The sequence below is a fragment of the Thermogemmatispora sp. genome, assembly GCF_019683755.1.
In the GTDB taxonomy this organism is placed as follows: domain Bacteria; phylum Chloroflexota; class Ktedonobacteria; order Ktedonobacterales; family Ktedonobacteraceae; genus Thermogemmatispora.
This window is the reverse complement of sequence record NZ_JADGHT010000121.1, coordinates 1-12,402: the sequence shown is the minus strand read 5'-3', so window position 1 is coordinate 12,402 and position 12,402 is coordinate 1. Positions and strand designations below refer to the sequence as shown.

The 12,402-nt window shown below is 57.6% G+C and carries 10 protein-coding genes; 2 read left to right on the top strand and 8 right to left on the bottom strand.

The annotated features are described in order from the left end of the window. Nucleotides 1-280: 280 nt before the first annotated feature. From IRZ24_RS09960 to IRZ24_RS09930, 7 genes are all read right to left on the bottom strand, one after another. Entirely contained in the window at nucleotides 281-1,540 is a 1,260-nt protein-coding gene (locus tag IRZ24_RS09960) for a lactate racemase domain-containing protein (RefSeq protein ID WP_297163327.1), read from the bottom strand. A gap of 227 nt (nucleotides 1,541-1,767) precedes the next feature. Further along, on the bottom strand, nucleotides 1,768-2,775 hold the full coding sequence (locus IRZ24_RS09955) for a GAF domain-containing protein (protein WP_297163325.1): 1,008 nt from the start codon (nucleotides 2,773-2,775) through the stop codon (nucleotides 1,768-1,770). Nucleotides 2,776-2,954: 179 nt separating this feature from the next. Beyond that, nucleotides 2,955-3,794 (bottom strand): SDR family oxidoreductase, encoded by an 840-nt coding sequence (locus IRZ24_RS09950; RefSeq protein WP_297163323.1) that lies wholly within the window; start codon nucleotides 3,792-3,794, stop codon nucleotides 2,955-2,957. An 86-nt stretch (nucleotides 3,795-3,880) separates the two neighbouring features. Then, nucleotides 3,881-4,546 carry a ThiF family adenylyltransferase gene (locus tag IRZ24_RS09945; RefSeq protein WP_297163321.1) on the bottom strand — a complete coding sequence of 222 codons (666 nt, stop codon included), beginning with the start codon at nucleotides 4,544-4,546 and terminating at the stop codon, nucleotides 3,881-3,883. Continuing rightward, the gene (locus IRZ24_RS09940) at nucleotides 4,543-5,643 is read right to left on the bottom strand and encodes a hypothetical protein (RefSeq protein WP_297163319.1); all 1,101 of its coding nucleotides are present in this window, start codon (nucleotides 5,641-5,643) and stop codon (nucleotides 4,543-4,545) included. The genes IRZ24_RS09945 and IRZ24_RS09940 overlap by 4 nt, the downstream gene beginning before the upstream one ends. A 335-nt stretch (nucleotides 5,644-5,978) precedes the next feature. Continuing rightward, nucleotides 5,979-7,463 carry a hypothetical protein gene (locus IRZ24_RS09935; protein ID WP_297163317.1) on the bottom strand — a complete coding sequence of 495 codons (1,485 nt, stop codon included), beginning with the start codon at nucleotides 7,461-7,463 and terminating at the stop codon, nucleotides 5,979-5,981. Between the two features lie 983 nt (nucleotides 7,464-8,446). Then, nucleotides 8,447-8,668 (bottom strand): hypothetical protein, encoded by a 222-nt coding sequence (locus IRZ24_RS09930; RefSeq protein WP_297163315.1) that lies wholly within the window; start codon nucleotides 8,666-8,668, stop codon nucleotides 8,447-8,449. Nucleotides 8,669-9,108: 440 nt separating this feature from the next. Between IRZ24_RS09930 and IRZ24_RS09925 the strand changes: the two genes are divergently transcribed. After that, nucleotides 9,109-10,422 carry an Nramp family divalent metal transporter gene (locus IRZ24_RS09925; protein WP_366914268.1) on the top strand — a complete coding sequence of 438 codons (1,314 nt, stop codon included), beginning with the start codon at nucleotides 9,109-9,111 and terminating at the stop codon, nucleotides 10,420-10,422. A gap of 4 nt (nucleotides 10,423-10,426) precedes the next feature. After that, nucleotides 10,427-11,458: a universal stress protein gene (locus IRZ24_RS09920; protein WP_297163312.1), complete on the top strand. Its 1,032-nt coding sequence runs from the start codon at nucleotides 10,427-10,429 to the stop codon at nucleotides 11,456-11,458. Nucleotides 11,459-11,506: 48 nt separating this feature from the next. Here the strand turns inward: IRZ24_RS09920 and IRZ24_RS09915 are convergent, their stop codons facing one another. Continuing rightward, nucleotides 11,507-12,238, bottom strand: a complete 732-nt coding sequence (locus IRZ24_RS09915; protein WP_297163310.1) for a metal-dependent transcriptional regulator — start codon at nucleotides 12,236-12,238, stop codon at nucleotides 11,507-11,509. Nucleotides 12,239-12,402 lie beyond the last annotated feature (164 nt).

Genomic DNA, 12,402 nt, shown 5'->3' with positions numbered 1-12,402 from the left:
GCTGTAGTCTGACGTGTCTGACCTATGCGGGTGGTGATCTGGCCCAGCGTGAGATAGTCTAAGCGTGTGATGCGCACTCCTGACGCTCCAAGTTGGCTTGGGAGGGGGCAAGCAAGGCGAGAGGGATGGCAGAATGGTCTGTTGTATCTACTTTGCCAGATCTCTATTTTCTATCTCGCCTTGCTTGCTTTATTTATGTGCTATTTTTCGCTAAAAAGTATTCTACAGATATACGATTGATACTCTATTTGCTCTCAGTAGAGTGAAAGTCTGTGGCCCATCAACTGCTGCGGAGGCGGTGGAGCACTTCGCCTGCATGTTCAACAACCAAGATACCCTCAGCTTCTCGTCCTTGCCATGTTGCCGGATCAATAGTTCGCGGGTCACGATAGCCTAGATTGACGCGCCGGCAGCGTTCAGCATCGATGCCAGTCGCGAGGGTAACCTGGATACGTGGTAGTTCGCGCTCAAGGGCGAGATTGTAGCTGCCCGCTCCCTTAACGTGGGTGCTGTGTGCTTTAATGGTGCCGGGGATGTCTCGGAAGCGCTCGGGCTGCTTAAGAAAATAGTCGCGTACATGGTAGCCGACGCGCTCGATCAGCGGACCGTGGGTATAGGAGAACTCTGTGATATGGGGGGCATAAATGATCACCTCGCCACCGTCGGCCACGACCGGCTCAGTCTTATACATGGCTTTGGCGCCGGTCCAGAGGTCGGCATAGAAAGGTGCAGCAATGGCCAGTACCAGGTGATAGGGATGTGGGTGGGTCACGATATTGAGGCGAGCTGAGAGATCAGCAGCAGCCTCAAAGGCCTGCCGATAATCACCGATATAGAGTCCATGCAGCTTTTGCCCCTGCATTACCAGAGCGAGAACGAGTAGTGGTCGAGGCACGAGTTCGGCAGCGCGATGCAGCAGGCGCCGTACAGGGGTATCTTTCAGGCCAATGGTATGTAAGCTGGTGACAAGCGCACCCAACCAGTGGGTAGTGTTGATGATCTCTGGCCCAGCGATACCCGGGAAGAGGTATTTGACGCCGCCAGAAAAGCCTGCGACCTCGTGCGGAAAGACCGGACCGCAGATGATTAGCTGGTCATAGTCAAGAATGCGGCGGTTGAGGGAGACGACGATCTCTTCGCTGAGTAATCCATCAGTCAGCCGCAGGACTTCATCGGCGCTAAGTGTGCCGAGCGTATGCAACAGCTCGGGCTGGTCCCATTGGTGATTGAAGATCCGCAGGCCAGGGTAAATCTGAGCGCGCTCTGCGGCTGAGAGGCCCACCAGCGAGGCGATGGTGGCCTCGCTGAGAGGGGGATGGGTCCCGAGGGCAATGAGATAGTCTAGTTGGGCTGCTCGTCCGTAGAGTTGTGCGTTCAGCAGGCGGAAAAAGAGAGGGATAGGAGCGCTGCGCGTTCCATCTGGAATGATGATTAGAACGCGTTTGCCGGTCAGTGCCAGTGGCTCAAGAGCGCTCTGGAGTAGGCTGCTTACCTCGGTTTCTGTGAGTGTCTCGCTGGTACTACCTGCACCAAGCAGCATCAGCTATTGCTCTCCTTTGGTCGGCTTGCCGATAAAGATGGTTGCCCTTTCCTCAAGGCCAGGACCATGCTCCTGCTGGGGACCAGGGATCTCGTTGGCAGCATAAAGCCAGCAGTTTGCTTACCCTCCTTCATTCTACCACTTTGGCGGCTACTTATGCTGATGGGCTACTGCTGGTCTTCTATTCTCGTCTTGTGCTAGTCGCCTGCCGGCGCTGGCAAAGGACTCTAGTTGAGAGTGAGACCTTGCCAGCGCTGACCAAGGAGCAGAAGTTCATCTTCAATCTCGTGGAGCACGAGTAGCTCAGCTTGCGTATGTGAAAGGGGGATACTGTGCTGAGCTGCGTGACGCAGTTGCTCTAAAACGCGGCCCACAAAGGTAGTAGTATAAGGACGCTGCTCTGCAGCGGAGGGCATGAGGCCTAGCTCAATCTGACTGCTATCAAAAAACTCTTCTGGCGCGCAGCTCAAAGCCAGAAGATAAGCGTAGTCTCGCGCCAGGTCAAGCTGAGGCTGACGAAAATAGTGACGCTGGGTGCTGGCGATGGAAAGACAGCCTGCAACTCTGCCGCCCTGTAAGAGGGGGTAAGCTAGCATGCTCTCTGCAAAAGGCTCGCTGTGAGTGGGAAAATAGTAGCTAAGATCTTCATGGCTCGGAACGACCGCATAATGGCCGGAAGCTACACAGTGACCAGCCAGCGATTCGGCTCCTGACAGGAGGAGCTCCGGCTCTGGCACTGAGCGCCAGGGTGGAGTACCCCGCCCCTGGACGATGCGCAGGCTGCGCACTTTCTGGCTGGCAGGGTGGGGAGGCACACACAGGATCAGGTTAATTTTGACACCAAGCTCATGTGGATCAAATTGGCCTAGCATCTGCTGAAAAATAAGATTGCGCATGGTGACCGAGCGCAGTGCCGGTGCGCATTCAAGGCAGGTGGTGAGGATACGACGGTAGAAGGCGGAAGGAATATGCTGGTTTTCCGAGTCTTCGGCTAATGGCCTACCGCCTAGCAATTCCGGGTAGGCTTGCTTTAGATGCTCTGCGAGCATCGGATGGGCACGGAACACCGCCTGATAGAGCAGCCGTAGATGCTCGGCGCGGGGGCTGCTCTGACCTTTGGCCCAGCGGGCGATGGTGATGTTATTCACACCTACGGCCTGCGCCAGACGCTGAAGCTCTTGCGCATTGCCAATGATTTGCTCAAGCAGTCTCCGCCAGGTCTCCAGCTTTGTCATAATCGCCTCTGCGTAGGGATTATTGAGTGCCGCCTTGCCGGTCCTGATCTGCTTGTGACTGTCACATTTTAGCCCAATCCTGTGTAAATATCAACGCGAATCCGGCCATTTCACGAGAGTAAAACAAGCGCACACTTTGCTATTTATTATCAATTCCTGATCCTTGATCGAGGCGGGCTTTAAACGCCAGCATAAGCCGAGAACCCTCCATCGACCGGTACGACAATACCTGTAACGAAGGCAGAGGCTGGGCTGAGTAGCCAGAGCAATGTACCGAAGAGGTCCTCTGGCTGACCGAGACGTCGCATAGGGGTATGGTCGAGAATGCGCTCTCCCCGCTCAGTCAAGTCGCCTGTCAAAGGATCGACAAGGAGAGAGCGATTCTGCTCGGTCAGGAAGAAGCCTGGGGCGATCGCATTAACGCGAATAGCTGGACTATACTCCTGAGCCATATAGACAGCTAGCCAGCGGGTCAGATTCACGATTCCGGCTTTGGCAGCGCTGTAGGCAGGCACACGCGTCAGCGGGCGCAAAGCAGCCATCGACGCAATGTTGACAATGCTCCCGTATCCCTCAGCAGCCATGCCACGCCCGAAGACCTGGCAGCAGTAGAAGGTACCGAGAAGATTTAATGTCATCACGTCGTGAAGAGCTTCCGGACTTAGATCGAAGAAAGAGCGCTGTGGAGTTGTAGATGCGGCCTCTCGATTGCCACCTGCGGCGTTAATCAAGATCGTGACACGTCCAAAGCTCGCCTCGATCTCGCTGGCGGCCCTTTCGATGGCCTGGCGGTCACTCACGTCGCAGGGAAGGGCGAGAACTTCGCCGCCCTCCTGGCGAATCATACGCACGATCTCGCTCGTAGGGCTGGCGCGGCGGCTCAGCAGAGCGACGCGAACGCCGCAACTGGCAAGAAAGCGGGCCATGCTCCCTCCCAGCACACCGGTGCCGCCGGTGATCACAGCTGTCTGGTTGGCAATGGTAAACAGAGCCTGTTGGTGAAAGGACAGATCACTCATCTCCTGGAACCTCGCTTTCCTGAAGGGCTGCCACTGGAGACAAAGAGGGCCTCAGTTCCCACGCCTGTGCTGTCTGTCTGCCTGCGTCAAGGTTGGACAGGACTATAAACGATACGCAAGTCGTTCCAGGTTACCTCGAAGGTGTAGGCTATCTGCTGGCGCAGAAAATCGGCAACGGCCCGCGCGGCCAGAGCGGCCAACAGCACGGCGAAGGGACGGGTGAGCGGATAATCACAAGGGTCACCTGTGTTCGTCCGGGGAGGCTTGTAGCCAGGTTCCCATTCGCCACTACCATAGAGGCCATCGGCGCTAAAGCCCACATGAAGACATGGCACTGACAGCGCACGGCTGGCAGCACTCACAGCAGCGCGGGCGGCCTCGTTATCAAAGGTATCCACGATCAGATCGCTTCCCTGTAGCAGTTCCACGGCATTATCTGAGGTGAGCATAGCGACTACTGGATCAAGGCGGGCCTGGACGGCGCGATAAAGTGTAGCGGCTAATGCGCGGGCCTTGGGGGCGCCGATCTCCGCGCGCAGGTACGGCTGCGTTGACAGATTACGCATCTCGACGCGATCATGGTCGATCACCCGCAGGTGCTGGAAGCCCATACGCGCCAGTGTCTCACCGAGATTGGCGCCGAGTGCGCCCGCGCCACAAATGGTAATCTGCCGCTCAGCAACGGCGGCCAGAGGGGCATAGCGTTCTTCATGGAAAAAGGGACTATGTGGGTTAAGCCTGTCTCCATTCATTCTGCTATCTCCTCCTCGCTCCAGGGCGATTCACGCATCACGCTCACAATGCTTGTCAGATCAAAGTCGCGGTCGCGTCCCCTTAGGCAGATGCCACTGGAGACCACCGTTAGCTCAGGATCAATCACGGAGCGGTAGCGATAGGACTGTCCTTCTTCGCTCCACTCGACGAGAATCTCTGTTGTCGACCCAGAGGAAGCGGGGAGCAACGTATAGCTATGGAGCACGGCGCCGGCCTTGGCTAAGGCATGGCGCAGGCGCTCAGTCAGCTCAAGGCGCTGGCGTTCCTGCCGCAGCCACTCCAATTGCGCTCGACGGCTTGGGAGCTGTGCCAGGTGCTCCGGTAGCTGTTGCCCAGCCGGGGAGGCCAGGCGTCCTCCTCTCATTCGCTGTCTGGTCTCTGAGTTTGGATCAGCATCGGGGCGCGTGACCAGCGATCCCGCGCCAAGGGTCTCCTCTTCCAGACGATGGAGATCCCAGAGCAGCAACGCTCGGCGCTCTGAGGCGGTCAGGCCAGCGGGAAAGTGCTCTTGCTCCCCTTCGGGAGCAGAGCTAGTCTCGCGTAGCCAGGCCGCGTGCGTCGGATCAGCCCGCGGATCAGCGCTATCGAACCAGAGGGTGTGGCCATCAACGCGTGCAATAATGCGCTCAAAGGCCTCGGCACCGTTGAAAGGATCGCACAGCAAAACTGGCAGCGGCTCATAAGGGAAGCCAAAGCGTTGCTGGGCATCGCTCGAGTTAAAAGGCAGCGCCAACCAAAGCCCGACCTGGGTAGCCCGAGGACCTGAAACGGGCCAGAGCAGAATCATGCGCAGAGCAGGCAAAAGTTCAAGGTAAGCCCCTCGCTGCCAAGGAAGAGCTTCTCCAATTAACTCAGCTTCCTCCTCATTACAGGGACGAAAGCGTCCCCATCCAGCAAAAGAAGTGCGCACCTTAAATTCATAGACCAGTCCTTCAATGCGGGTGCGAATGCGTCCTCCGGGGAGGAGCGGAGCAACAATCTCCTGCTGGCGCAAGTGCTCCGCCGCCGCGCTCAAGCGGCGAACCAGATGGAGAAGCTCGCGGCGTGATGAGGACTGTGGTCGTTGGTTGGGCATGACAGAGCCTCGTTTTCGCTTACTAACGCTTGGAAGCATGGCCAGAATCGGGAGGCCGAATGAGGACCTGCCAGGGCTGAGCAATGCTGCTCAATTCGGGGCCTCTGGAGGCATCTTAATACCAACAGTCAATGACGTGGAAGTCCGACGCTGGCGGCAACCAGTGCGCGCTAAACACCTCGTATTGGCCACTCAGCGACTGCAAGCGTGAAGAACCGCCACCTCTTCCAAGTTGCAGAGGGATCACGCCCCTGGGAGCTGCCTCTCTCCAGCCAGCACCATAGCCCAGGAGCGTGACCGCGTTGAGAGCAGGGTCGCCATGCGACAGTGGCCACTTACGCCTGAGTGGCCACCTGCGTTGAGGAAGAAGGTGGCCGCTGTGGCAATGGGTAGGCCATAATTTGCTCAACTAGCTCGGCGCGGGTTGGCTGCGCCAGCAAAGGGAGTAGATTCGGCAGACTATAGTAGTCTCCAGTAAACTGGTAGCTGGTTACCTCGATGCCGCTTGCTGTCAACCGCCGCTGGAATTGTGGGCTATGCTGCCCGACCATCACCAGAATCACTGATGGGCCGATGCCAAGCTCATGGCGGTACTCCTGCCACGCCGCGTGGAAGAGAGGAGGAGTATTCTCGCCGCCGTCGGTGACGATGATAATCTGCTCCACGTAGACATGCTCGCGGGTCATCTTGCCCAACGGAGCACCGATACTGGTGCCACCTTGGGCTTGTACGAACTTGAAAGCCTGCTCCCAGTCGCTGAGCGTCGGACGCCTGGTGCTGGCAGGGGGCTGGATCGTAAAGGCGGCGGTATCGAAGGCATAGACATAGAAAGGAGCTTCGATTACAGCGCTGATCAAGGCAGCCAACTGCTTGGCCAAGTTGATGGCCTCTGTCATCGAGCCGCTCTTATCGACAAAGAGCGCCGTTGGTCGCTTGATGACGACCTTGCTTGCCACACGCTCATCGGCGATGCGCAACAGACTGCGAGTCGTAGCCTCGTCGGGCTGAGCGGCTGCAATGGCTTTCTTCACCTTCATCGTCGAGACACGCTGATCACTAGAAGCTGCGGCCAGCTTCTGATCGATCAGCGCCTTGACCTCCGGGTGGTCGAAGGCGCCGCGACGCTTCAGCGCAGCCAGGGTATTAATGACCTCTTGGGGTGACATGGCGTTGATCAGGGCGACAAGCAGTCCAGGAGTGATAGTACGGACAGCGCCGATGGCCGTGATATACGGGATACCGCCTTCGATGATCAAGCGAGCCTGCTCCTCTGCGCTCTCCGACTTGGCCAGGCGCTTAAGCACGGCCTGGGGGCTATCGGCAGGAGGCTGCTCATCGAAGAGCAGCGCCTGTGCCCGTGGTCCAGGCTTAATGCGCAAGCTAGCGTAGAGATGCTTCATCGCTGAGCGGGCGCGGAGTACCGCCCCATCAAGCTGGCGCGGATTGGCCTCGCGTGTGCGCAGGTAGTGCTGAATGGCGCTGCGCAGCGAACGCGGGGTCTTACCGATGACCTGCTTCGTGTGGTCGAGCACTCGCGCCACTTCATAAGGAGCCAGGCGTTGCAACAGGACCCAGGCCGCCCCGCGAAACTCGGGGAAGGCGCTGGTGGCCAGATGGGCCACGAAGAGTATTTTGTGATCGCGTACCTCGCCATGTTCAAAGTACCAGGGGGCCAGATGGCCATAGAATAGCGGATCGCGCTCCAGGGCATCGCGGTGGAGAGACGCCAAATCTTGCAGTTTGCCATGCGGTGTACTCAGGAACGAATTCAAGATCTGGACCCGCACATCCTGCTCTTGTCCGGGAGGAAGCTGAGTCATAGAGTCACCATCCCCTTATCGATAGAATCCAGAACATGGCAGAGGTAAACAGACCAGTGGGCAGCCAGATGGACAAACCAGTCGTCGCACCGTGGCCCCAGCCGCGAAGCGCTGTGACCCTGATCAGACAGATTGCTGGGAGTGCTCCAGATGTGAGGCTGACCCGGTTACCGCGCCACGGTGCTAGACAGAAATAAAGCCGGTGCCTGGGGATGGCCAATCCCAAGCACCAGGCTCAGAGCGCGCAAGTTGAGTGAGCTTCCACATTCCCGGCGCTGCAAAAGCGCGCCGATGGGATTCGAACCCATTACCACCACAAGGGCGGTACACCAAAAAAGTATGTAGGCTCACCCGGTGAGAGCGCGCCAGGCAAATACAGCTTACCGCTAGGTGGCAGTCTGAGCGAGAAGCGGCAGGGCCAGAGCGTTAGGACGCCGGGCCTCTATTCAAGCAGCGCCGCTTCTGTCACGCGGGTAATAGCTGAACTGAAGCAGCCTGATCAGCACAGCGAGCTGGAACGCGCAAGTCGAAAGAGCTTATTATCTTGTGCTCTACCACTGAGCTACAGCCTGAGCAGACTGACGGGACTCGAACCCGCGACCTCAAGAGCCAGTTTGTACGCCCTCTCGGTAAGAGCGCGTTCCAACTCGGAAATAAGAGCCATAGCCTGGTAGCTGGCGGCGAGGGAACGAAAGCGCTGGAACGTGCGAGTCAAAAGAGCTTCCAGAACACTGGCTGGCCAGGCCACACGGGCATGACCGATAAAGAGTTTGTACGCTCTTCTCGTCAGAGCGCGTTCCAGCGTGAGAAGACCCTTGCTCTGAGGGAGAGATGAGCGAGGCGCACAAGTCGAAAGAGCAGGTCTCAACTTCGCTAAGTTCAGCGAAGGTTCCGGCTCGACCCGAGCCTGTATGTAAGCTCCATCGGTCAGAGTGCGCCTCAAATCTCTATCTGCTACCCTACTCGGGAAATACAGCGCGCCATCAGCCGTAGAGGGCTTCCGGACGCACGATGATCGCCTGGTTGGTGCGTACTACCACGTACGAAGCTAGCCGATCGCAAGCGACGTCGAGATGACGCGCTACGGCCTCTTTAATCTCGGCGTCCGAAGCTTGCCACGACAGGCCCAACTTCGACAGGAGTAGCTCCTCACTGCGACCAGCGTAGCGCAGGTGCAAGAGGGCCTCTATCGTTCTCTCCGCCATAGCGCTCACCTCCCTGATTGCTGCTCAGGACCAGCATCGCTTGCCAGGCCTGCTATCAGACTAATTCACTAACTCTTTGTGGAATGTCAACTTACGGAAGTAAGTATACTTGCATTTTTGGCCGTTGTCAAGAGGGAAGCTCCCGATTTTTGAGCTACTGTGAAAATTCCCAACGCTCCGCTAGAAGCGGAAACCATCTTGCCCTTGACAAAGGCTTTCCCCAGACTTATACTTCCCTTTTAAGGGAAGAAAAAATAAATTTTTATTTAGATAAAATTGGTGCTAAAAAGGGGAGAGGAAAGCGAGCGGGTCCGCGGGCCGCCCAGTCTAAGCTAACATCCTCCTCCTGACTGGCTGGAGGCGGGTCTGTGCCAGTCGCGGCGCCGATTTCTTCCTCTTACCACTTTCTGTCAGAAAGAACGCATGAGGAGCCATTGATGATGCGGTCTGAATCCTCGAAGGTGGCAGTTAACGGTGGAGCTGGGAGCCAGGGCACCATCCAGGCAGCCAACGAGGTTTTAAGTGGGCGAACAAAGCGCGGACTATTGCGGCGGGTACTGCCTTTTCTTGGGCCGGCTTTCATCGCCAGCGTCGCCTATATTGATCCTGGCAACTTCTCGACCAACATTCAGGGCGGAGCCAGCTTTGGCTACTTACTGCTATGGGTTATTGTCGCCAGCAACCTGATGGCCATGCTCATTCAATCCCTCTCTGCCAAACTAGGCATTGCCACCGGGCTCAACCTGCCCGAGATGTGTCGCAGCTATTTCCCGAAGCCGATTGTCTGGGCCATGTGGCTACTGGCTGAAATTGTCGCGATGGCCACTGATCTGGCTGAGTTCCTTGGAGCTGCTGTCGGTTTTCAGCTCCTTTTCCACATGCCTCTCTTGCTCGGTGGACTCCTCACCGCCGCCGTGACCTTTCTGATTCTGGGGCTAGAGCGCTATGGCTTTCGCCCATTGGAAGCCGTCATTAGCGCGCTAGTTGGTGTCATCGCCCTCTGTTATGTCATTGAAACGGTCCTGGTGAAGCCGGCCTGGGGAGCCATTGCCTATCATGCCCTGGTGCCGCAATTTTCCGGCTCTGAGAGCATTCTGCTCGCCTCCGGCATTCTCGGCGCGACCGTTATGCCCCACGTGATCTATCTGCACTCGGCCCTCACCCAAAGAAGGATCGTGGTACGCGATCCGCTGCAGCTGAGACGGCTCTTCCGCTACGAGATTCTCGATGTGATCATCGCGATGAGCATGGCGGGCTTTGTCAACGCTGCCATGCTCATCATGGCGGCGGGTACCTTTTTTCAGGCCGGCTTACGGCAGGTCGGCACACTTGAAGAAGCTTATCGGACTCTCCAGCCCTTGCTCGGGAGTGCCGCGAGCTGGGTCTTTGCTCTTTCTCTCCTCATTTCTGGTCTCTCATCTTCGACGGTGGGAACCATGTCGGGCCAGGTCATCATGCAAGGCTTTCTCCATCGGCAGATTCCTGTCTGGTTGCGGCGTCTTATCACCATGCTGCCGTCTCTACTTGTGATCTTGATCGGTCTGGAACCAACCAGGACGCTGGTAATCAGCCAGGTGGTGCTCAGTTTTGGCATCCCCTTTGCTCTCGTGCCGCTGATTCTTTTTACGCAGCGCCGTGATATCATGGGAACATTAGTCAACAGCCGAGCGACGACAGCGCTGGCCTGGTTAGTGGCCGCTCTGATCATTGCCCTTAATGTCTTTCTCTTATATCAAGTCTTTACAGGAGGCTGATGGCATGTTGCTGGTTCTTGGGCGGGAAGAAAGCGACTATAGTCAGCAACAAACTATCGAGCGAGATAACAGACATGACTTCGACGAGCCTGTAAAGCAGCAGCGTGAGGTTAATCTTGCCTGCCAGGGCGAGAGGCAGAGGCTGCTTGTCCCTTTAGACGGCTCGCGCCTGGCTGAGGTAGTGCTCCCAAGCGTAGTGGCCCTGGCCCAGCGCTATCAGGCTGAAGTTATTCTGCTACATATCCTGGAGCAGCACCCTCCGGCCCAGGTGCACGGTGAGCGCCATCTGCGCGACGTAGCTGAGGCCACCGGCTACCTTGAGGCGGTAGCGGCCCGGCTCCGGGCCGAAGCTCTCGCAGTCTCCCTGCATGTCCACGAGAATCGAGAGCAGAACGTAGCGCGCGGCATTGTAGAGCACGTCCAGGAGCTAGGAAGTGACCTGGTAGTTATGTGCACGCACGGCAATGGAGGCATTCGGGATCTCCTCTTTGGCAGCATTGCGCAACAGGTACTGCAGCGTGGTCCTTGTCCCCTCTGGCTAGTTCAGCCGCGCAAGGACGGTAGCGTACCCCCTTTTAAGCTGAGGCGTATCCTGGTGCCGCTCGACGGAACGCCGGAGCATGAGCCGGGATTGCCGGCGGCAATTGCCCTGGCGCGCAGCTTTGAGGCCGAACTCCTTCTAGTCTTTGTCATTCCAACACTGGCAACCCTGACGGGGGGAGAAGCGGTCTCGGGGGCCTTATTACCTGCTACCATGCGTGCTGTGCTCGATCTAGCCGAGCAGGGGGCGCATGCCTATCTAACGCAAGTTGCTGCTGCCTGCCAGAGCCAGGGAGTCAAGGCCCAGGGGAAAGTATTGCGAGGCGAGACCGTGCTAGAGGTGGTCAAGCTGCTGGAGCGTCAGGAGATCGATCTGATTGTGCTAGCCAGCCACGGTCGGGCGGGGCTAGATGCCCTGCTGAGCGGTAGCGTGGCTCCTCGCCTTGTAGGGCGCGTGACGGTGCCGCTGCTGTTGGTGCGCGCAGGAAATCCGTGAAGCGCTCTGGCGGCAGACCTGATCAGCGCCCTCAGCGTTCCGTTTCTTTCAAGATGACAGGCTTGGCTGGAGGCGATCCGAGGGGTCATCTTCATCCTCCTGAAGGCTGACCGTAATCTGTTCAGCCAGCTCGGCGCTCAGCAGGTGCTCGACCGCCTCGCTCTCCTCACCGACACGGATGCGCAAAGGCCCTCCAAAGGGCACTCGTTCAATGACACGTACACGTACCTCGGGATAGAGGCCCATCTGACCTAGATAGCGTAGTTTTGCGGCGTCCTGGTCATTAACGCGCAAGATGCGAGCAGATTGCCCCTCAGCTAACTGCAGCAAAGGCTGACCAGGACGTTGGGCAATGACCCCTTCCTTGCTGGGAATTGGATCACCGTGGGGATCAACAGTTGGATAGCCAAGAAGAGCGTCAAGTCTTTCCTCGAACTCTTCCGAGATCACGTGTTCCAGGCGATCGGCTTCCTCATGCACCTTGTCCCAGCTATAGCCCAGTTCACGCGCCAGGTAGAGCTCCAGCAGCCGATGATGGCGAATGACCTCCTTGGCCTTACGCTCTCCCAGCGGGGTCAGGCAGACGCCGCGGTAAGGGGTATGCTGGACCCAGCCGGCCTTCGCGAACTCTTTGAAGAGTAAGGTCACAGTGGCGTCACTGACCCCCAGACGCTCGCTTACTGCTGAGGTTGAGACCTTTTGGCCGCGCTCCTGCATGGTATAGATGACCTTCAAGCAATCGCTGACGCGCGGGGCCAGTGCCTGTATCGGTTCATCCATGCGCTCATATCCCGATGACTGAAATTTCTAGTGCAGGAAATCTATATCACATCTTCAGCAGGTAAGCAAGGTATAGTAAGAGACCGCCCCAGCTCTCGGCTGCCCTGTCCTCAAGGCTCCTTCTGACTTACCAGAAAGCCAGCACCATGGTCACCACCCCATAG

Bases quoted from the DNA above. Each gene is read 5' to 3' on its own strand.
- IRZ24_RS09960 (WP_297163327.1), bottom strand. From the start codon at position 1,540: ATGCTGCTTGGTGCAGGTAGTACCAGCGAGACACTCACAGAAACCGAG.
- IRZ24_RS09955 (WP_297163325.1), bottom strand. From the start codon at position 2,775: ATGACAAAGCTGGAGACCTGGCGGAGACTGCTTGAGCAAATCATTGGC.
- IRZ24_RS09950 (WP_297163323.1), bottom strand. From the start codon at position 3,794: ATGAGTGATCTGTCCTTTCACCAACAGGCTCTGTTTACCATTGCCAAC.
- IRZ24_RS09945 (WP_297163321.1), bottom strand. From the start codon at position 4,546: ATGAATGGAGACAGGCTTAACCCACATAGTCCCTTTTTCCATGAAGAA.
- IRZ24_RS09940 (WP_297163319.1), bottom strand. From the start codon at position 5,643: ATGCCCAACCAACGACCACAGTCCTCATCACGCCGCGAGCTTCTCCAT.
- IRZ24_RS09935 (WP_297163317.1), bottom strand. From the start codon at position 7,463: ATGACTCAGCTTCCTCCCGGACAAGAGCAGGATGTGCGGGTCCAGATC.
- IRZ24_RS09930 (WP_297163315.1), bottom strand. From the start codon at position 8,668: ATGGCGGAGAGAACGATAGAGGCCCTCTTGCACCTGCGCTACGCTGGT.
- IRZ24_RS09925 (WP_366914268.1), top strand. From the start codon at position 9,109: ATGCGGTCTGAATCCTCGAAGGTGGCAGTTAACGGTGGAGCTGGGAGC.
- IRZ24_RS09920 (WP_297163312.1), top strand. From the start codon at position 10,427: ATGTTGCTGGTTCTTGGGCGGGAAGAAAGCGACTATAGTCAGCAACAA.
- IRZ24_RS09915 (WP_297163310.1), bottom strand. From the start codon at position 12,238: ATGGATGAACCGATACAGGCACTGGCCCCGCGCGTCAGCGATTGCTTG.